Source organism: Noviherbaspirillum suwonense, assembly GCF_900182955.1.
GTDB lineage: Bacteria > Pseudomonadota > Gammaproteobacteria > Burkholderiales > Burkholderiaceae_D > Noviherbaspirillum_A > Noviherbaspirillum_A suwonense.
Genome location: NZ_FXUL01000027.1, coordinates 38,428 through 56,108 on the forward strand (window position 1 = coordinate 38,428; position 17,681 = coordinate 56,108).

Here is a 17,681-nt window from a genome sequence, read left to right on the forward strand (position 1 = left end):
ACACATCCTGCAGGAGCAGACGGCATGACATCGCCTTCGCTGGAAACCCGCGACCTGACGATACGCTTTGGCGGCCACGTGGCCGTCAACGCGGTGTCATGCGCCTACCAGGCCGGCACGCTGACGGCCATCGTCGGGCCGAACGGCGCGGGCAAGACGACTTACTTCAACCTGATCTCGGGCCAGCTGAAACCCAGCGCCGGCAGCGTGCTGCTCGACGGCCGCGACATCAGCGCCCTGCCCGCGTCGGCGCGCTGCCATGCGGGCCTCGGCCGCGCGTTCCAGCTGACCAGCCTTTTCCCCGGCCTCACCGTGATGGAGAACGTGCGGCTGGCGCTGCAGTCGAGGAAGCGGCTGGGGCTGGACCTCTGGCATGTCTGGAGCGACCACAAGGACCTGGTCGCGCGCGCCGACGCCGTGCTGGAAAGCGTCGCGCTGGCCGGCCGGCGGGACACGGTGGCGGCGCTGCTGCCGCACGGCGACCAGCGCAAGCTGGAAGTCGGCCTGCTGATGGCGCTGGACCCGGTGGTCTACATGTTCGACGAGCCGACCGCCGGCATGAGCGTCGACGAAGTGCCGGTGATACTGGACCTGATACGCATGCTGAAGAAAGACCGCAGCAAGACCATCCTGCTGGTCGAGCACAAGATGGACGTGGTGCGCGAGCTGGCCGACCGCATCATCGTGCTGCATAACGGCACGCTGATGGCCGACGGCGAACCGGAAGCGGTGATCGCGTCGCCGGTGGTGCAGCAGGCCTACCTCGGCATGGCCGCGGTGGAGGAAGCCGCATGAACGCGCCGCTGCTGAAGCTGTCCGCGGTGGAAACCCGGATCGGCGCGTATCACATCCTGCATGGCGTCGACTTCGAGGTGCCGCGCGGCCAGCTGACCATGCTGCTCGGCCGCAACGGCGCGGGCAAGACCACGACCCTGCGCACCATCATGGGCCTGTGGAAGCCCAGCGCCGGCAGCGTGCAGTTCGACGGCCGCGAGATCGGCGGCATGGCCACGCCCGAGATCGCGCGCCTGGGCATTGCCTACGTGCCGGAAAGCATGGGCATCTTCGCCGACCTGTCGGTGCGCGACAACATGGTGCTGGCCGCGCGCGGCGCCCGCGGCGCGGACGACATCGACGCGGCGCGGCTGGAGTGGATCTTCAACCTCTTCCCCGCGATGAAGACCTTCTGGCTGCACCCGGCTGGCAAGCTCTCCGGCGGCCAGAAGCAGATGCTGGCGGTGTCGCGCGCCATCGTCGAGCCGAGGAAGCTGATCCTGATCGACGAACCCAGCAAGGGGCTGGCGCCGGCCATGATCGCCAACATGATCGCCGCCTTCCGCGAACTGAAGAATACCGACACCACCATCCTGCTGGTCGAGCAGAACTTCAACTTTGCCAGGCAGCTCGGCGACACGGTGGCGGTGATGGACGACGGCCGCATCGTGCATCGCGGCGCGATGGCCGAACTGGCCGACAACCAGGACCTGCAGACGCGGCTGCTCGGGCTGTCGCTGGCTGCGCATCAATAGGAAACGAGGCCCGCATGTCCGCCATTCCCCTGAAAACCCCGGCGTCGCCGCCGCGCGCCGCCGCCATCGACTGGGCGCCGCTGCTGCTCACGCCCCTGCTGGCGCTGGCCGCGCTGCCGCTGGTCGGCTCCGGCAGCACCTGGATCACGCTCACCGCAGCCGGCCTGGCGATGGGCATGATCATCTTCATCATCGCGTCCGGCCTGACGCTGATCTTCGGGCTGATGGACGTGCTCAACTTCGGCCACGGCGTGTTCATCGCGCTGGGCGCCTTCGTCGCGGTGTCGGTGCTGGGCGCGCTGCCGGCCTGGACCACCGCCGACAGCCTGGGCCTGAACCTGGCCGCGATCGGCCTGGCGATGGTCGCGGCGATGGTCGCGGCCGGCGCGGCCGGCTGGCTGTTCGAGCGGCTGCTGGTGCGCCGCGTCTACGGCCTGCACCTGATGCAGATCCTGATCACCATGGGCGGCATGGTGGTCGGCGAGGAACTGATCAAGATGATCTGGGGCCCGCAGATGATCGCGCTGGAAGTGCCCACGGCGCTGCGCGGCGCGCTGCTGTTCGGCGACGCCGCGATTGAAAAATACCGGCTGCTGGCGGTGGCGGTCGGCCTGGTCGTGTTCGTCGCGCTGCTGCTGGTGCTGAACCGGACCAAGCTGGGCCTCCTGATCCGCGCCGGCGTGCAGGACAAGGAAATGGTCGAGAGCCTGGGCTACCGGATCCGCCGCCTGTTCGTCGGCGTCTTCGTCGCCGGCTCGGCGCTGGCCGGTCTGGGCGGCGTGATGTGGGGCCTGTACCAGCAGGGCGTGGTGCCGCAGATGGGCGCGCGGGTCAATGTGCTGATCTTCATCGTCATCATCATCGGCGGCCTCGGCTCCACCACCGGCTGCTTCGTCGGCGCGATGCTGGTCGGCCTGCTGGCCAACTACACCGGCTTCCTCGCGCCCAAGCTGGCGCTGTTCTCCAACATCCTGCTGATGGCCGCGGTGCTGCTGTGGCGGCCGCAGGGACTCTACCCGGTGACCAACCGATGATCTCCCGCCTGTTTTCCCACGACCTGCCGCGCAGCCGGGCGCTGACGGTCATCCTGCTGCTGATCCTGCTCGGCCTGGCTTTTGCGCCTTTCCTGTTCCCCGGCGCGAAAGCGCTCAACGTCGCCGCCAAGGTGCTGGTGTTCATCGTTCTGGTCGCCAGCTACGACCTGCTGCTGGGGTACACCGGCATCGTGTCCTTCGCGCACACCATGTTCTTCGGCATCGGCGCCTACGGCGTGGCGATCGCCAGCAGCCGCATGGGACCGACCTGGACCGCGCTGGGCACCGGCGTCGCGGTCGCGGTGCTGCTGTCGCTGGCGCTGTCGTTTGCGATCGGCCTGTTCTCGCTGCGGGTGCGCGCCATTTTCTACGCGATGATCACGCTGGCGGTGGCGTCGGCCTTCCAGACGCTGGCCTCGCAGGTGTCCGACCTGACCGGCGGCGAGGACGGCCTGAACTTCAAGCTGCCCGAACTGCTGTCCCCCGCCTACCGCTTCGCCGAGGAACGCTTCCTGGGCGCGTCGCTGGACGGCAAGTTCATCACCTACTACATCGTCTTCTTCACCGCCGCGCTGCTGTTCCTGGCCCTGCTGCGCATCGTCAACTCGCCGTTCGGCCGCGTGCTGCAGGCCATCCGCGAGAACGATTTCCGCGCCGAGGCGATAGGCTACCGCACCGTGGTCTACCGGACGCTGTCCAACGTGCTGGCGGCGGTGTTCGCCACGCTGGCGGGCGCCTTGCTGGCGCTCTGGCTGCGCTACAACAGCGCGGACACCTCGCTGTCGTTCGAGATCATGGTCGATATCCTGCTCATCGTCGTCATCGGCGGGATGGGGACGATGTATGGGGCCGTTTGCGGGGCGGTGCTGTTCATCCTTGCGCAGAGCTATCTGCAGGATTTGATGGCGGCCGGTGCCGGCGCGGCGCAGGACTTGCCGTGGCTGGCGGCGCTGCTGTCGCCGGATCGCTGGCTGCTGTGGCTGGGGGTGCTATTCGTGCTATCGGTGTATTTCTTTCCGACCGGGGTGGTCGGGAAGTTGAGGAAGGTTCGTTAGCACGATCAGGCTGATGCTGTTAGCGCCGCGCAGCGACAGTTGCAGTTGCTTGTGAAGTGGCCGTTGCCGTTGCAGTGAATCCCCGTTGATGACGCCACGTCGCTGGTGCCGAAATCGGATAAAGAAGCGTCCGCTGTCTGAGCGAAGCGAGTTTCGGACGCTTCCCGATTTCGGTGCCAGCGGCGTGGGCACCCCGCGCAGCGGGGCGGCATCTCCGGGGTCGCCTTCTCTTGTCTACTTCTCTTGGCGAAGCAAGAGAAGTAGGTCGGCTGCCGGGCCGAAACCCGGCCAGGTCGCCCGGCAGGCCAGCCGGTATTGCTTCATCCGCCCGCCGGCGCACCGTCGCGAAGCCGCTTCTGCAGTTTGCGGCGGCTGCACGTTACGAGAACGCACCACAGCGCAAGGCGCCGATGCTGCGTCTGCTGGCGGGTGAAACATTGAGGCTTCACTGCCGTGGGGAGTAGCCGGGTGTTCGGCCCGGCGGCCGACCCGCTTTTTTGCTTCGCCAAAAAAGTGGGGCAAAAAAGGCGACCCCTACGATGGCGGTCCGCTGCGCGGACTGCACGCGCCGCCAGCACCTGAAACGGGAAGCGTCCGAAACTCGCTTCGCTCAGACAGCGGACGCTTCTTTATCCGTTTCAGGCGCTGGCGACGCGTCGCCATCTAACGGGGATTCACTGCAACGGCAACGGCCACTTCACAAGCAGCGGCAGCGGCAGCGGCAGCGGCAACTGCAACTGCAACTGCAACTGCAACCGTCGCTGCGCGGAGCCAACTGCAACGGCCACTGTCGCTACGCGGAACGTCAACAGCAACTGCCGCTGCGCGACCAGAACTGATACCTCCACGCCCCAACCCATTCCCATATTCATGCCCAATAAAACAATCCCCCAAGCGCACTCCACTCATGCTGCGCTACACTCGTAGCTCAAAAAACATAACGATATCGCCATGCACCCAGACACCCGCGCACCCAGCCTGAAAACCATTCTCCTCTGTACCGGCCTCATCCTCACCCTGGCCATGGGCGTGCGCCACGGTTTCGGTTTCTGGCTGCAGCCCATCTCCCAGGCCAACAACTGGACCCGTGAAACCTACTCGCTGGCGATGGCGCTGCAGAACCTGATGTGGGGCGTCTTCGGCCCGTTCGCCGGCATGGCGGCCGACCGCTTCGGCACCGCCCGCGTCGCCATCTTCGGCGCGCTGCTGTACGCGGCGGGGCTGCTGTGGATGGCGACCGTCACGCATCCGGCACTGTTTGTCATCGGCTCCGGCATGCTGATCGGCGGCGGGCTGTCCTGCACCGCATTCGGCGCGATGAGCGGCATTATCGGGCGTACCGCGCCGGAGACGAAACGGTCGTGGGCATTCGGCATTTCCGGTGCGGCCAGTTCCTTCGGCCAGTTCGCGCTGATGCCCATCGAGCAGCAGCTCATCGGCGCCATCGGCTGGCAATATGCGTTCTTTGCCCTTGCTGCGCTGGTCGTGCTGGTGATGGTGCCGATGGCGCTGTTCCTGCGCGAGCCGGACGTGGTGCGCAGCGGTCCGCAGCAGAGCATGCCCGAGGCGATACGCGAAGCCTTTGCCTACAAGCCCTTCCTGCTGCTGCTGGCCGGCTACTTTGTCTGTGGCTTCCAGCTGGTGTTCATCGGCGTGCACATGCCGGCTTATCTGAAGGACCGCGGCCTGACCGACCCGGGCGTGGCGGTCATGGCGCTGGCGCTGATCGGGCTGTTCAATATCGTCGGCTCCTACCTGGCCGGACGCCTCGGCGGCTGGCTGCCCAAGCGTTACCTGCTGTCCTCCATCTACCTGGCGCGCGCGGCGGCGATCGCGCTGTTCCTGGTGGCGCCCCTGACGCCGGCGTCGGTGTATGTTTTCTCGGCTTTCATGGGCCTGCTGTGGCTGTCCACGGTGCCGCTGACGAATGGCGTGATCGCCGGCATTTTCGGCGTGCGCTACCTGTCCATGCTGTCGGGTTTCGTGTTTTTTTCACACCAGGTCGGCAGCTTCCTGGGCGTCTGGCTGGGCGGCTTCCTCTACACCCGGCAGGGGAACTACAACACGGTCTGGATGATCACTATTGGACTAGGCATATGCGCAGCGCTCGTCAATCTGCCTATTGATGAAAAACCCATCGTACGCATCCAGCCGGCAACTGCCTGAAGGAGTCCATGATGCCCGCCCTCGTCAAACGCCTGCTTTGGTATGCCCTGATGGCAGCGGCGCTGGCGCTGCCGTTCGCCGCCTACCTGCAGCCGCAGTTCATGGTCGACCTCGCGAACCGGATCATGCTGTGCACCTGAACAGGAAAACGCATGGACACTGACACCGACGACATCACGCTGAGCGACCTGGAGCGGGCCATCAATTACTGGCGCGGCCTGCGGCCGTCGCGTGGCGAGGAGCGCGCGCTGTCGCCGGAAGTCAACCAGCTCGCGGAAGTATATGCGTTGATGATTTACGAGCGTCTGCACAGCGTGCCAAGAACGCGGGTCGATGGCGGGGCGCTGGGCCTGATCGATGCGTGGCGCGGGCAGCGCGTCTAGAAGCCCGCACGACATTCGCAGGATGTAACAGGCGAAGCGCATTACACCAGGGCACTGTCGTGCCAGCGGCTACTTTCCGCGATCGGGGAAAGGTGTAATGCGCCCGCGCTTGTTACACCCTGCGATCAGCCTGCCAGGCTATCCATATGTCGCGCCTGCCGTTGCGGCACGGCCTTCTTCCCTTCGCCCGCCGGCGCGGCCTGAACCTTGCCCGCGTAATCCCCGCCCATCGCCGTCCGCACTTCCGGCTCCGGCCATCCCTGCAGCACCAGCCATTTCGTGACCAGTCCGGCGAGCCGGTCCAGCGCGATCCGGTGGGTCGCGTCGGTGTTCTCGTACAGCCAGTCGGAGAGCGCCATGAAGTTGGCGAAAGGCGACGCGCCGAGCACCATTTCCAGCGTGTGGGCGAAGCGGCCCGAGTTGGCGACCAGGTCCCAGTAGCGGGCGAAGCGCACCAGCCGCTGCATGGTGGCGAAGTCGATGCGGTCGTTGGCCAGGATGGTGTATGGCGGATGCGGGTCGTACACCATGCCGAAGTCCTGCGTGTGCCGGATGATGGGCGTGCCGCGCAGCCGCTTCAGGATGCCGAACTGGATTTCATGCGGCTTCAGCGCCAGCAGCCGGTCGAAGCCGCGCGCGAAGCTTTCCAGGTCCTCGCCCGGCAGGCCGGCAATCAGGTCCACGTGCAGGTGCGCCTGTGAATGCGCGCACAGCCAGCGGATGTTGTCGGCCGCCTTGTCATTGTTCTGGCGCCGGCTGACCAGCGCCTGCACCTCGGGATTGAACGACTGTATGCCGATCTCGAACTGCAGCGTGCCCGGCGGGAAGCGCATGATGCCTTCCTTCAGCGCATCCGGCAGGTGGTCGGGAACCACTTCGAAATGCGCATAGACCGGGTCTTCCGGATGCGCGTCGAGCTTGTCCAGGAAAAACTGCATGATGGCCAGGCTGGTCTTCACGTTCAGGTTGAACGTGCGGTCGACGAACTTGAACAGCCGGGCGCCGCGCGCATGCAGCTTTTCCAGTTCGGCAAGAAATTGCTGCAGGTCGAATGCCCACGCGGTCTTGTCCAGCGACGACAGGCAGAACTCGCATTTGAACGGACAGCCGCGCGAGGCTTCCACGTACAGCGTGCGGTGGGCAATGTCCTCGTCGGTATAGAGCGCATAGGGCAGCGCGATGTCGGACAGCGGCGGCTGTTCGCCGGCATGCACCTTCATCAGCGGCTTGGGACCGCGCAGCACTTCCCGGCACAGGCGCGGGAAGGTGATGTCGCCCCAGCCCGTCACCAGGTAGTCGGCCTGCCTGACGATGTCCTGCTCGCCATGCTCGTACGACACTTCCGGCCCGCCCAGGATGATGACGACCTCGGGCGCGACGCGCTTGAGCAGCGCCACCAGCTTCGTGGTTTCCTCGACATTCCAGATATAGACGCCGAAGCCGATGATGCGCGGCTTGTGCGCCAGCAGCTTTTCGACCAGGTCGGTGGTGCGGGCGCCGATGACGAATTCCTGCAGGCTGGTGACCGGCTGCAGGTCGCCCATGTTGGCGAGCAGGTAACGCAGGCCCAGCGAGGCATGGGCATAGCGGGCGTTGAGGGTGGAAAGCAGGATGGTCATGAAGGCGGGCGCGCGGCGAAACCGCCATTCTACGCGCCTGCCTGCCGGGCTGCCGGAGGCCGCCTGCCCGCTTTCCGGGACTGCCGGGGGCGGCCTGCCCCCTTACGCACCCGCTTGCTTGCCCATTTCCTTTTCCTGCAGCGCGCGCCACATCACCTTGCCGGTGGCCGACTTCGGCAGCGCGTCGACGAACTCGACCATTTTCGGCACCTTGTAGGCGGCCATTTTCGCGTGCGCCCATTGCATGATGTCTTCCGGCGCGGCGTCCACGCCCGGTTTCCTGACGATGACCGCCTTCACGGTTTCGCCGCGGTAGGGGTCGCGCGCGGCGATGATGCAGCATTCCTGCACTGCCGGGTGCTGGTACATCATCGCTTCCACTTCCGCTGGCCAGACCTTGAAGCCGCTGGCGTTGATCATGCGCTTCAGGCGGTCGGTGAAGAAGAAGAAGCCTTCCTCGTCCATGTAGCCCAGGTCGCCCGAGCGGAAGAAGCGCTTGCCGTCGATCTCGGTGAAGGCCTCGGCCGTCTTGGCCGGATCGTTCCAGTAGCCCTCGAACACCTGCGGCCCGTTCATGATGATCTCGCCGACCTCGCCCGGCGGCAGCGTCGCCATCGTGGCCGGGTCGACGATGCGGGAATCGACGCCGAACAGCGGTATGCCCAGGCATTGCTGCTTGAGCATCTGCGGCGGGTTGGTATGGGTGGCGGCGATGGTTTCCGACAGGCCGTAGCCTTCCATGTACTGCAGCCCGGTCAGGTCCAGCAGCTTTTGCGCGATCGCGGCCGGCATCGCCGCGCCGCCGCCGGACACCCGGCGCAGGCTGGACACGTCGTATTCGGACAGGCGCGGGTTGGACAGGAAGTCGATCATCATGGTCGGGATGCTGGTCCAGGCCGTCACGCCGTAGCGGGTGATCAGCTGGCCGGCCACGTCCCGGTCCCAGCGCGGCAGCACCACGATGCTGCCGCCGTTGAAGATAGGCGCATTCATGCTGACCTGCATGCCGGTCACATGGAAGAACGGCAGCACCGCCAGCGTGACCTGGTCCGGCACCGACGCGATCGACCAGGCGATGCTGGAGACGGCCGACGCCATCACCGAGCGATGCAGGTGGATGCAGCCCTTGGGCTTGCCGGTGGTGCCCGAGGTGTAGGGCATGACCGCGAGGTCGGACGGGCCGGCCAGGTGCGGCCCGGGCTTCCTGGCCGCAGCCAGCGCGTCATGCCAGGAAATGATGCCCTCGCCTTCCAGCGCGGCGCGCGGCGCCCTGACCCAGTCCGGCACGGCCAGCTCGGTCTGTGCCGGCAGATAATCCGAGTAGGCGGCGACGACCGCCTTCTTCAGCCCGGTGCTGCCGACCAGCGGCGCCAGCCGCGAGAAGATTTCCTGCGACGTGATCGCCACCGTCGCGCCGCTGTCCTCGACATAATGGCGCAGCTCGTCGGTCATCAGCATTGGGTTGACCGGCACCACCATCGCGTCGGCGCGCAGGATGGCGTAGAAGCTGATGATGAACTGCGGGCTGTTCTGCATGTTCAGCAGCACGCGGTCGCCGCGCCGCACGCCGCAATCCTGCTGCAGATAACCGGCCATCGCCTCGACCTGCGCATTAAACTCGGCATAGCTCAGGATCGCATCGTAGAAAACGATCGCGGCCTTGTTCGGATAACGCCGCGCGGAAATCTCCAGGTTGGCATAAACACTGGTTTCGGGTGCGGTCAGCGTATGGGGGAGGCCAGCCGGCCAGTGTTTGTAATGGGTGGTGTTCATGTCTCTCGGTCTCTTGGTCGGGAACGGGCTGTCAGGCATTATAGGGCCGGCTTATTAAAACCGCACGTTCGTGCATAAAATTTCAATTTGGCAATTTTAATGATCGATCTCCCTGTACATCCTGCATGGTTTCCATGACGGCGCGCCCCCGGAAACGTCGGCCCGGCCGCCCCGCCATGCGTGCACTGCTTGCCTGCCTGGGCCTGTCCATGCTGCTGCACCCGGCGCCGTCGCTGGCCGCGCTGGACGCGGCCGCCTGTGGACGGCTGCAAAAATCCGGCGTCATCGGCGCCGGTGCGCCGGTTGGATGCGACCGGCTGAGCGTGGTCCGGTTTCCTTATGTCGACTTCAGCGGCGTCCACCATGACGATGGCGAGATCATGGTGCTGGCCGCGGTTGCGCCCGAAGTCGGCCAGTTGTTTCGCCGGCTGCACCAGCGCGGCTTCCCGCTGGCGCATGCCCGGCTTATCGACCATTACCATGGCGACGACGCCGCCTCCATGCAGGACAACAATACGTCCGCATTCAACAACCGCCAGATCACCGGCGGCGGCCCGCCTTCACTGCATGCGTATGGGCTGGCCATCGACATCAATCCGCTGCAAAACCCCTTCGTGCAGCCGGACCGGCAGGGCGTCGTCCGTGTCAGCCCGCCGGCCGCGACGAACTACCTGAACCGGCTGGCCGCCAGGCCCGGCAAGCCGGCGCGGCCCGGCATGGCCGAATCGGTCAAGGCGCTGTTCGCCGAATATGGGTTTACTGTCTGGGGAGGCTACTGGGATGCGCCTATCGATTACCAGCACTTCCAGTTCAGCCGCGGCTTCGCGGAAAAGCTGGCCGCGCTGCCCGCGCCGGCTGCGCGCCAGTTGTACCTGCAGCGCCTTGACCGGCTGAGACGATGCCTGCAACCGCGGCCGGAAGCCAGCGCAGGCACAACTTGTGCGTTGGATTGACTATACGTGAGAGCAGGAACGGAAAATGGTGCAGTGCACAAATTATCGCTTGACAGGACATTCCAGACATTTACAATGCGTATGTTGCGCTGCACAATAAATTTTTCGCGTCTGTTCCACGGCTTCTGCATTCCCAGCGCTTAACCCGCAGCTTCGTTTTTCATATAAAGGAGATTCAAATGTTTCCGAACAATGACCAGCTTTCCAATGCCGCCAAGGCAAATTTCGATGCACAGATTGCCGCGATCACCGAGCTGACCAACAAGGCGTTCTCAAGCATCGCCCAACTGGTGGAACTGAACGTGAATGCCGCCAAGGCGTCGCTGGAGCAATCGACCGCGACCGCGCAGCGCCTGATGGCCGCGAAGGACCCGCAAGAGTTTTTCGCATTGAGCACCCAGAATCCGCCCAGCGCCGAAACCGCGATCGCGTATAGCCGCAACCTGGCTTCCATCGCCACGGCAGCCCAGGCCGAGTTCAGCCGCACGGCCGAAGCCCAGATCGCCGAGACCACCCGCAAGGTGACCGCGCTGATCGACGACATCGTGAAGAACGCGCCTCCGGGCTCGGAAAACGCGGTCGCCATCCTGAAGACGGCGATTGCCAACGCCAATGCGGCCTACGAGCAATTGAAGAACACGACCCGCCAGGCAAGCGACACGATGGGCGCGAACGTGACCAACGTGGTCAACCAGTTTTCCCAGGCTGCAGAGAAAGCCACCGGCCGCACCAAGTAAGCCTGCCGGGCCCGCGAGGCCCGTCGCCTCACCCCTGAAAGGACCGCGCCGCGGTCCTTTTTTTTGGCGGACGCGGCCACCCGCGTGTAAGCTTTGTGCAATGGAAACAACGGAGTCCTTGGCATGCTGATCAATTGCGTGGCCTATCAGAATGGCCAGAAACTCGGGGATATCCCTATCTCGGAAATCAGCGAGGTCATCTCGCGCTCGGACTGCTTCGTCTGGGTTGGCCTGGCCGATGCGACGCCCGAGGAACTGGAGCAGATGCGCGTCGAATTCGACCTGCATGAACTCGCGGTCGAGGATGCGCTGGTCGGCCACCAGCGGCCCAAGATCGAGGAATACGGCGACTCGCTGTTTGCGGTGATGCGGCCGGTCGAGCTGGTCGACGGCGAGATGCAGCTTGGCGAACTGGCGGTTTTCGTCGGCCCCAACTATGTGCTGTCGGTGCGCCGCGAGAGCAGCCACGGCTTCCAGGACGTGCGCGCCCGCTGCGAACGCGAGCCGGAACTGCTGCGCAACGGGTCCGGCTTCGTGCTGTACGCGCTGATGGACGCGGTGGTCGACCGTTACCTGCCGGTCATCGAAGCGATGGAAAACGAACTCGAGATCATCGAGGAAAAGATTTTCGAGAAGGATGCGCAGCGGGCCAACATCGAGCGGCTGTATGAACTCAAGCGCAAGGTGCTGCGCTTCAAGCACGCGGTCAGCCCGCTGATCGAAACGGCGGGCAAGCTGCACGGCGGTCGCGTCCCGCGCGCGGTGTCGAACTGCGATGAATATTTCCGCGACGTCTACGATCACCTGTACCGCATCAATATTTCCATCGACGCGATCCGCGACACCATCAGCACCGCCATCCAGGTCAACCTGTCGATGGTCGCCATCGATGAAAGCGAGGTCAACAAGCGGCTGGCCGCCTGGGCCGCCATCTTTGCGGTGGCCACCGCGTTTGCCGGCATCTGGGGCATGAACTTCGAGCACATGCCCGAGCTGCACTGGAAGTACGGCTACCCGGTGGCGCTGGCGACGATGGTGGGCACCTGCCTGTACCTGTACCGGCGCTTCCGCAAGTCGGGCTGGCTGTAGCCGGCGACGGCAACTGACGGCGCGGCAGGCGCAGCGGCCAATGCGCCGCGCAGTCCGCCGGAATCTAGCGTGACTTCCCGACCATGCTCAGGGCGACCGCCTCGGCCACCCGTATGCCATCGATCCCCGCCGACATGATGCCGCCCGCGTAGCCGGCGCCCTCGCCGGCCGGATACAGGCCGCGGGTGTTGATGCTCTGCAGGCTGTCGTCGTCGCGGCGGATGCGGATCGGCGACGAGGTGCGGGTTTCCACGCCGGTCAGCACCGCATCGTTCATCGCGAAGCCGCGGATCTGGCGGTCGAACACCGGAAGAGCCTCCCGCAGCGCCGTGATCGCGTAATCGGGCAAGGCGCTCGCGAGGTCGCCGAGCTTCACGCCCGGCTTGTAGGACGGCTGCACCGTGCCGAGCTGGCTCGACGGCCGCCGCGCCAGGAAGTCGCCGACCAGCTGGCCGGGCGCGCTGTAGTCGCCGCCGCCGAGCTCGAAGGCGCGCGACTCCCACTGCCGCTGGAATTCGATGCCGGCCAGCGGATGGCCGGGATAGTCGTCCGGGGTGATGCCGACCACGATGCCGGCGTTCGCATTGCGCTCGTTGCGCGAATACTGGCTCATGCCGTTGGTGACGACGCGGCCCGGCTCCGAGGTTGCAGCGACGACGGTTCCGCCCGGGCACATGCAGAAACTGTAGACCGAGCGGCCGTTGCCGCAGTGATGGACCAGCTTGTAATCGGCGGCGCCCAGTATCGGGTTGCCGGCGCTGGGACCGAAGCGGCAGCGGTCGATCAGGCCCTGCGGATGCTCGATCCGGAAGCCGATGGAAAAAGGCTTGGCCTCGACATGGACGCCGCGGTCGTACAGCATCTGGAAGGTGTCGCGCGCGCTATGCCCGACCGCCAGCACGACATGGTCGGCCTCGAGCCGCTCGCCGGTGGAAAGATGCAGCGCCTGCATCCGGCCATTGTCGATTTCCATGTCGGTGACCCGGGTCTCGAAGCGGATCTCGCCGCCCAGCGCCTCGATGGTCGAGCGCATCAGCTCCACCATCTTCACCAGCCGGAAAGTGCCGATGTGCGGCTTGCTGACGTACAGGATCTCGGGAGGCGCATCGGCCTTGACGAACTCGGTCAACACTTTCCGCCCGTAATGCTTCGGGTCCTTCACCTGCGTCCACAGCTTGCCGTCGGAGAATGTGCCGGCGCCGCCTTCGCCGAACTGCACATTCGACTCCGGGTGCAGCACGCGCTTGCGCCATAGCCCGAACGTGTCCTTGGTCCGCTCCCGCACCGACTTGCCGCGCTCGAGGATGATGGGCCGGAAGCCCATCTGCGCCAGGATCAGGCCGGCGAACAGGCCGCACGGACCCATGCCGATGACAACCGGGCGGTTCGTAAAACCGGCAGGCGCTTGCGTGACATAGTGGTAATTGGTGTCGGGCGTCGGCAGCAGCGTGCGGTCGCCGGCATGCTGGCGCAGTACCGTCGCCTCATCGCTGAGTTCGACGTCCACCGTATAGATCAGCGTGACGGCGCTCTTGCGGCGGGCGTCATAGCTGCGCCTGAAAACGGTATAGCCGAGCAGCGCATCCTCGTCGATGCCCAGGCGGGCCAGGACGGCTTGCTTCAGTGCAGGTTCGGGATGGTCGAGCGGGAGTTGTACATCGATGAGTCGCAGCATGCGCAGAATCCGGTGGAAGTGCACCGGCTGCAATACAGGCAGCCGGTCGGCAGGCTGCTATTTTACCGCAGCAGCCACGACCCCTGATGCGGGCTGCGGCTGCCGCTTCACCTTGCTCAGGGCTTGGCGGCGCGAACCTGGTTGCGCATGGCCTTGACCTGGTCATGGTTCTTCAGCACGCCCTGGTACTGGCGCTCGACGACGGTCTTGATGTTTGCCGGCAGCGGCTTTTCCAGCGCATTGGCGTAGCTGCGCTTGGCGACGTCTTCGCCGCGCTCGCATTCGTTCAGGATAGCCTCGTCATCCTTGCCGGTGACGACGCTCTTGATATCGACCCAGCGGCGATGCAGCGCGCTGCTGATGCTGCTGCTGGTTTCCGGGGTGCCGCCCAGCGTACGCACTTCCTGTTGCAGTTCCGCAGCCGCCTCAGCGCAGGATTGCGCGCGGGAAGTGAAGTAGGACTTCATCTGCGTGTCCTTGATATCTTCGGCGCAGGTGCGAAAGCCTTCCTCGCCATCCTTGCAGGTTTCGATCAGGTCGTTCAGGGTCGAGATTACGTCTTTGTTGTCCATGTCATTTCCTTTGCTAAGTTGAAAACCAGCCGGCACAGGCAAAATTACGCCACGCCGACATGGGCAGGTTGTTAGCTAATTGCAAACAACGTGCCAGTCGCAAAAGGGCCTGTCCAGGGGACGAAAAAACGGGCGCAGTTTGCGCCCGGAAGAATATGCCGGCAAATTGGCAGGATTTACACGCTGTTGCCAGCAGCCAATCAACGATATCGACGGTCGGTGCGGCATTCGTGCGTCGATAAAACCTTGCCCTTGGGATCGACCGTTTCGAGCCGCACGTCGAATCCCCAGAGCCGGCCGACATGCTTCAGCACCTCGTCGGTCTGCTGGCTCAGTGGCCGGCGCTGGTATTGCGTATGCCGCAGCGTCAGCGAACGGTCGTCGCGGGTATTGACCGACCAGACCTGGATGTTCGGCTCGCGGTTGCCGAGGTTGTACTGGGCGGCCAGCTGCTGGCGCACATAGCGGTAGCCGGCGTCGTCGTGAATGGCCGAGATGGTCAGCTTGTCGTCGTGGTCGTCATCCAGCACCGAAAAGAAATGGAATTCGCGGATCAGGCGCGGGGACAGGTATTGCGCGATGAAGCTTTCATCCTTGAAGTTGCGCATCGCAAAGTCCAGCGTCTTGCGCCAGTCGCTGCCGGCAATGTCCGGGAACCAGTGCCTGTCCTCGTCGTCCGGGTTTTCGCAGATCCGGCGGATGTCCCGCATCATCGCGAAGCCCAGCGCGTACGGGTTGATGCCGCTGTAATACGGGCTGGTGATGGTCGGCTGGAACACGACGTTGGTATGGCTCTGCAGGAACTCCAGCATGAAGCCCTCGCTCACCACGCCCTCGTCGTACATCTGGTTCAGGATCGTGTAATGCCAGAAAGTGGCCCAGCCTTCGTTCATCACCTGGGTCTGGCGCTGCGGATAGAAATACTGGGAAATCTTGCGCGTGATGCGGACAATCTCGCGCTGCCACGGCTCCAGCAGCGGCGCCGACTTCTCGATGAAATACAGCAGGTTTTCCTGGGGTTCGCTGGGGAAGCGCACCTGCGGCGCCGCCGACGAAAACATTTCCTCCTTGCGCGGCAGCGTGCGCCACAGGTCGTTGACCTGGCTCTGCAGATATTTCTCGCGCTCGGTCTGGCGCGCGTTTTCCTCGATCATCGAGAGCCGGGCCGGCCGCTTGTACCGGTCCACGCCATAGTTCTGCAGCGCATGGCAGGAATCCAGCAGCAGCTCGACCTCCTCGACGCCATGCCGCCGCTCGCATTCGGCGATGTAGTTCTTGGCGAACAGCATGTAGTCGATGATGGCTTCCGCATCGGTCCAGGTGCGGAACAGGTAATTGCCCTTGAAGAAGGAATTGTGGCCGTAGGCTGCATGCGCGATGACCAGCGTCTGCATCATCAGGCTGTTTTCCTCCATCAGGTAGGCGATGCAGGGATTGGAGTTGATGACGATCTCGTAAGCCAGCCCCATCTGGCCGCGACGATAGCCTTTCTCGGTGCTGAGGAAATGCTTGCCGAACGACCAGTGGTTATACGACACCGGCATGCCGACCGATGCATACGCATCCATCATCTGCTCGGCGGTAATGATTTCAAGCTGGTTCGGATAGGTGTCCAGTCCGAAGTCGGCGGCGACGCGCTTGACTTCCTCGTGCGCCTGCTCGATCAGTTCGATCGTCCATTCCGACTGCTCGGGCAGCCGGCGGGCGTGGGTGGGTTTGTCGATTACGTGGCTCATCTCGGCTGCTCTCATTTCGGCTGCTTCTTGAACAACTCGCGGAACACCGGATAGATATCCGATGGCGACTCGATTTTCTGCATTGCAAAGTGCGGATGCTGGGTGGCCACCTGCGCATACTCATGCCACAGGTTCTGCGGCGCGCCGTCGGTGATCTCGACGTAGGCGTAATACTGCACCGCCGGCAGGATCGCGCTGTTCAGTATCTGCCGGCAATTCACCGAGTCCTTGTCCCAGTTATCGCCGTCCGATGCCTGCGCTACATAGACGTTCCAGTCGCCGCTCGGGTAGCGCTCGTGCAATATGCGCTGCAGCAGGTGCAGCGCCGACGACACCACCGTGCCGCCCGACTCGCGCGAGTTGAAAAACTCGTGCTCGTCGACTTCGGTGGCCGCGGTGTGATGCCGGATGAACACCACCTCGATCTTGTCGTAGGCGCGCGTCAGGAACAGGTAAAGCAGGATGAAAAAGCGCTTGGCCGTGTCCTTGCGCTGCTCGTCCATCGAGCCCGACACGTCCATCACGCAGAACATCACCGCCTGGCTCGACGGCTTGGGCGTCTTGACGCGATTGCTGTACCGCAAATCGAACGGATCGATGAAGGGAATCGCATTGATGCGCGTCTTCAGGTGCGCAATCTCGTGCCGCAGCTTCACCACTTCCGGATGCTCTTCATCCGCCATCAGCAGCAGGTTTTCCAGCTCTTCCTCGGCACGCGTGAGACGCTTGCCATGCTTGCCGCCGATCGCGATGCGCCGTCCCAGCGCGCCGCGCAGCGAACGCAGCACATGGATGTTGGCCGGCGTGCCGGAAGTCGTGTAGCCGGCCCGGTGGCTCTTGAATTCGGTCGTCGAAGCAAGCTGCTTCTTGACCATATTGGGCAGCTCGAGGTCCTCGAAGAAATAATTCATGAACTCTTCGCGGCTCAGCTCGAAGACGAAATCATCTTGCGTGGTCTCGTCGCTGTTGCCCGACTTGCCGCCGCCTCCGCCGCCTCCGCCGCCACGCGGCCGGGCGACGCGGTCGCCTTTCAGGTATTCCTCGTTGCCAGGGTTGACGACCTCCCAGATGCCGCCATGGGAATGGCCGAACGTAGGCTCGGTCACATCCCTCGCGGGGATGGAAATCTTTTCGCCGCTGGCGATGTCAGTGATGGAGCGCCCCTTGATTGCACGCTCGACCGCCTGCTTGATCTGACCTTTGTAGCGACGCAAAAAGCGTTCACGGTTGACCGCGGACTTGTTCTTGCTCTGCAAACGCCGATCGATAAGGTAAGTCAATATGCTCTCCTGCTCGAACTACCGGGTAAACGCGGAACCGTCGCCTCCGGTGTACCAGATACTGTTCCCGGCTTGCCGGG

Annotated in this window: 17 protein-coding genes; 10 read left to right on the forward strand and 7 right to left on the reverse strand. The window is 64.2% G+C overall.

The genetic code is table 11. From position 1 onward, the window contains the following. Window positions 1-24 precede the first annotated feature (24 nt). From QOL82_RS24710 to QOL82_RS24725, 4 genes are read left to right on the forward strand one after another with little or no spacing between them, the layout of a single operon-like run. On the forward strand, window positions 25-795 hold the full coding sequence (locus QOL82_RS24710; RefSeq protein ID WP_283444978.1) for an ABC transporter ATP-binding protein: 771 nt from the start codon (window positions 25-27) through the stop codon (window positions 793-795). After that, window positions 792-1,529, forward strand: coding sequence for an ABC transporter ATP-binding protein (locus tag QOL82_RS24715; RefSeq protein WP_283444979.1), 738 nt, complete (start codon window positions 792-794; stop codon window positions 1,527-1,529). The genes QOL82_RS24710 and QOL82_RS24715 overlap by 4 nt, the downstream gene beginning before the upstream one ends. Window positions 1,530-1,543: 14 nt before the next feature. Continuing rightward, complete coding sequence (locus tag QOL82_RS24720; protein WP_283444980.1) at window positions 1,544-2,563, forward strand: branched-chain amino acid ABC transporter permease; 1,020 nt, start codon at window positions 1,544-1,546, stop codon at window positions 2,561-2,563. Continuing rightward, a complete protein-coding gene (locus tag QOL82_RS24725) occupies window positions 2,560-3,618 on the forward strand; it encodes a branched-chain amino acid ABC transporter permease (protein ID WP_283444981.1) in 1,059 nt (352 codons plus the stop codon). Before QOL82_RS24720 ends, QOL82_RS24725 begins: the two co-directional genes overlap by 4 nt. A 674-nt stretch (window positions 3,619-4,292) precedes the next feature. On the opposite strand, the gene QOL82_RS24730 is transcribed toward QOL82_RS24725, so the two are convergent. Beyond that, a complete protein-coding gene (locus QOL82_RS24730) occupies window positions 4,293-4,496 on the reverse strand; it encodes a hypothetical protein (RefSeq protein ID WP_283444982.1) in 204 nt (67 codons plus the stop codon). A gap of 73 nt (window positions 4,497-4,569) precedes the next feature. Here QOL82_RS24730 and QOL82_RS24735 point away from each other — a divergent pair, with 73 nt between their 5' ends. Genes QOL82_RS24735 through QOL82_RS24745 form a run of 3 tightly spaced genes read left to right on the forward strand, consistent with a single transcriptional unit; the run spans window position 4,570 to window position 6,167 of the window. Then, window positions 4,570-5,784, forward strand: coding sequence for an MFS transporter (locus QOL82_RS24735; RefSeq protein ID WP_283444983.1), 1,215 nt, complete (start codon window positions 4,570-4,572; stop codon window positions 5,782-5,784). An 8-nt stretch (window positions 5,785-5,792) separates the two neighbouring features. Then, complete coding sequence (locus QOL82_RS24740) at window positions 5,793-5,924, forward strand: hypothetical protein (RefSeq protein WP_283445031.1); 132 nt, start codon at window positions 5,793-5,795, stop codon at window positions 5,922-5,924. Between the two features lie 12 nt (window positions 5,925-5,936). After that, complete coding sequence (locus QOL82_RS24745; RefSeq protein ID WP_283444984.1) at window positions 5,937-6,167, forward strand: DUF3717 domain-containing protein; 231 nt, start codon at window positions 5,937-5,939, stop codon at window positions 6,165-6,167. A gap of 125 nt (window positions 6,168-6,292) precedes the next feature. Here the strand turns inward: QOL82_RS24745 and QOL82_RS24750 are convergent, their stop codons facing one another. Then, complete coding sequence (locus QOL82_RS24750) at window positions 6,293-7,786, reverse strand: B12-binding domain-containing radical SAM protein (RefSeq protein ID WP_283444985.1); 1,494 nt, start codon at window positions 7,784-7,786, stop codon at window positions 6,293-6,295. Window positions 7,787-7,888: 102 nt separating this feature from the next. Beyond that, the gene (locus QOL82_RS24755; RefSeq protein ID WP_283444986.1) at window positions 7,889-9,559 is read right to left on the reverse strand and encodes a long-chain fatty acid--CoA ligase; all 1,671 of its coding nucleotides are present in this window, start codon (window positions 9,557-9,559) and stop codon (window positions 7,889-7,891) included. Between the two features lie 176 nt (window positions 9,560-9,735). On the opposite strand from QOL82_RS24755, the gene QOL82_RS24760 reads away from it, so the two are divergent. The 3 genes from QOL82_RS24760 to corA all read left to right on the forward strand — a co-directional run bounded on the left by QOL82_RS24760 (window position 9,736) and on the right by corA (window position 12,338). Continuing rightward, window positions 9,736-10,512 (forward strand): M15 family metallopeptidase, encoded by a 777-nt coding sequence (locus QOL82_RS24760; protein WP_283444987.1) that lies wholly within the window; start codon window positions 9,736-9,738, stop codon window positions 10,510-10,512. Window positions 10,513-10,691: 179 nt separating this feature from the next. After that, window positions 10,692-11,249 (forward strand): TIGR01841 family phasin, encoded by a 558-nt coding sequence (gene phaP, locus QOL82_RS24765; RefSeq protein ID WP_283444988.1) that lies wholly within the window; start codon window positions 10,692-10,694, stop codon window positions 11,247-11,249. A gap of 123 nt (window positions 11,250-11,372) precedes the next feature. Beyond that, the gene (gene corA / locus QOL82_RS24770; RefSeq protein WP_283444989.1) at window positions 11,373-12,338 is read left to right on the forward strand and encodes a magnesium/cobalt transporter CorA; all 966 of its coding nucleotides are present in this window, start codon (window positions 11,373-11,375) and stop codon (window positions 12,336-12,338) included. A 64-nt stretch (window positions 12,339-12,402) separates the two neighbouring features. Here corA and QOL82_RS24775 read toward each other — a convergent pair whose 3' ends face one another. The 4 genes from QOL82_RS24775 to QOL82_RS24790 form a co-directional block, all read right to left on the reverse strand. Continuing rightward, complete coding sequence (locus tag QOL82_RS24775) at window positions 12,403-14,013, reverse strand: NAD(P)/FAD-dependent oxidoreductase (protein ID WP_283444990.1); 1,611 nt, start codon at window positions 14,011-14,013, stop codon at window positions 12,403-12,405. A gap of 116 nt (window positions 14,014-14,129) precedes the next feature. Further along, entirely contained in the window at window positions 14,130-14,585 is a 456-nt protein-coding gene (locus QOL82_RS24780) for a PA2169 family four-helix-bundle protein (protein ID WP_283444991.1), read from the reverse strand. A gap of 200 nt (window positions 14,586-14,785) precedes the next feature. Then, window positions 14,786-16,321 carry a SpoVR family protein gene (locus tag QOL82_RS24785; RefSeq protein ID WP_283444992.1) on the reverse strand — a complete coding sequence of 512 codons (1,536 nt, stop codon included), beginning with the start codon at window positions 16,319-16,321 and terminating at the stop codon, window positions 14,786-14,788. Window positions 16,322-16,332: 11 nt separating this feature from the next. Continuing rightward, window positions 16,333-17,601, reverse strand: a complete 1,269-nt coding sequence (locus QOL82_RS24790) for a YeaH/YhbH family protein (RefSeq protein WP_283444993.1) — start codon at window positions 17,599-17,601, stop codon at window positions 16,333-16,335. Window positions 17,602-17,681 lie beyond the last annotated feature (80 nt).

What these genes read in the sequence shown, in the direction of transcription:
- QOL82_RS24715 (WP_283444979.1), top strand. Translation starts at nt 792, where the DNA reads ATGAACGCGCCGCTGCTGAAGCTGTCCGCGGTGGAAACCCGGATCGGC.
- QOL82_RS24720 (WP_283444980.1), top strand. Translation starts at nt 1,544, where the DNA reads ATGTCCGCCATTCCCCTGAAAACCCCGGCGTCGCCGCCGCGCGCCGCC.
- QOL82_RS24710 (WP_283444978.1), top strand. Translation starts at nt 25, where the DNA reads ATGACATCGCCTTCGCTGGAAACCCGCGACCTGACGATACGCTTTGGC.
- QOL82_RS24725 (WP_283444981.1), top strand. Translation starts at nt 2,560, where the DNA reads ATGATCTCCCGCCTGTTTTCCCACGACCTGCCGCGCAGCCGGGCGCTG.
- QOL82_RS24780 (WP_283444991.1), bottom strand. Translation starts at nt 14,585, where the DNA reads ATGGACAACAAAGACGTAATCTCGACCCTGAACGACCTGATCGAAACC.
- QOL82_RS24775 (WP_283444990.1), bottom strand. Translation starts at nt 14,013, where the DNA reads ATGCTGCGACTCATCGATGTACAACTCCCGCTCGACCATCCCGAACCT.
- QOL82_RS24755 (WP_283444986.1), bottom strand. Translation starts at nt 9,559, where the DNA reads ATGAACACCACCCATTACAAACACTGGCCGGCTGGCCTCCCCCATACG.
- QOL82_RS24785 (WP_283444992.1), bottom strand. Translation starts at nt 16,321, where the DNA reads ATGAGCCACGTAATCGACAAACCCACCCACGCCCGCCGGCTGCCCGAG.
- phaP (WP_283444988.1), top strand. Translation starts at nt 10,692, where the DNA reads ATGTTTCCGAACAATGACCAGCTTTCCAATGCCGCCAAGGCAAATTTC.
- QOL82_RS24750 (WP_283444985.1), bottom strand. Translation starts at nt 7,786, where the DNA reads ATGACCATCCTGCTTTCCACCCTCAACGCCCGCTATGCCCATGCCTCG.
- QOL82_RS24735 (WP_283444983.1), top strand. Translation starts at nt 4,570, where the DNA reads ATGCACCCAGACACCCGCGCACCCAGCCTGAAAACCATTCTCCTCTGT.
- QOL82_RS24760 (WP_283444987.1), top strand. Translation starts at nt 9,736, where the DNA reads ATGCGTGCACTGCTTGCCTGCCTGGGCCTGTCCATGCTGCTGCACCCG.
- corA (WP_283444989.1), top strand. Translation starts at nt 11,373, where the DNA reads ATGCTGATCAATTGCGTGGCCTATCAGAATGGCCAGAAACTCGGGGAT.
- QOL82_RS24740 (WP_283445031.1), top strand. Translation starts at nt 5,793, where the DNA reads ATGATGCCCGCCCTCGTCAAACGCCTGCTTTGGTATGCCCTGATGGCA.
- QOL82_RS24745 (WP_283444984.1), top strand. Translation starts at nt 5,937, where the DNA reads ATGGACACTGACACCGACGACATCACGCTGAGCGACCTGGAGCGGGCC.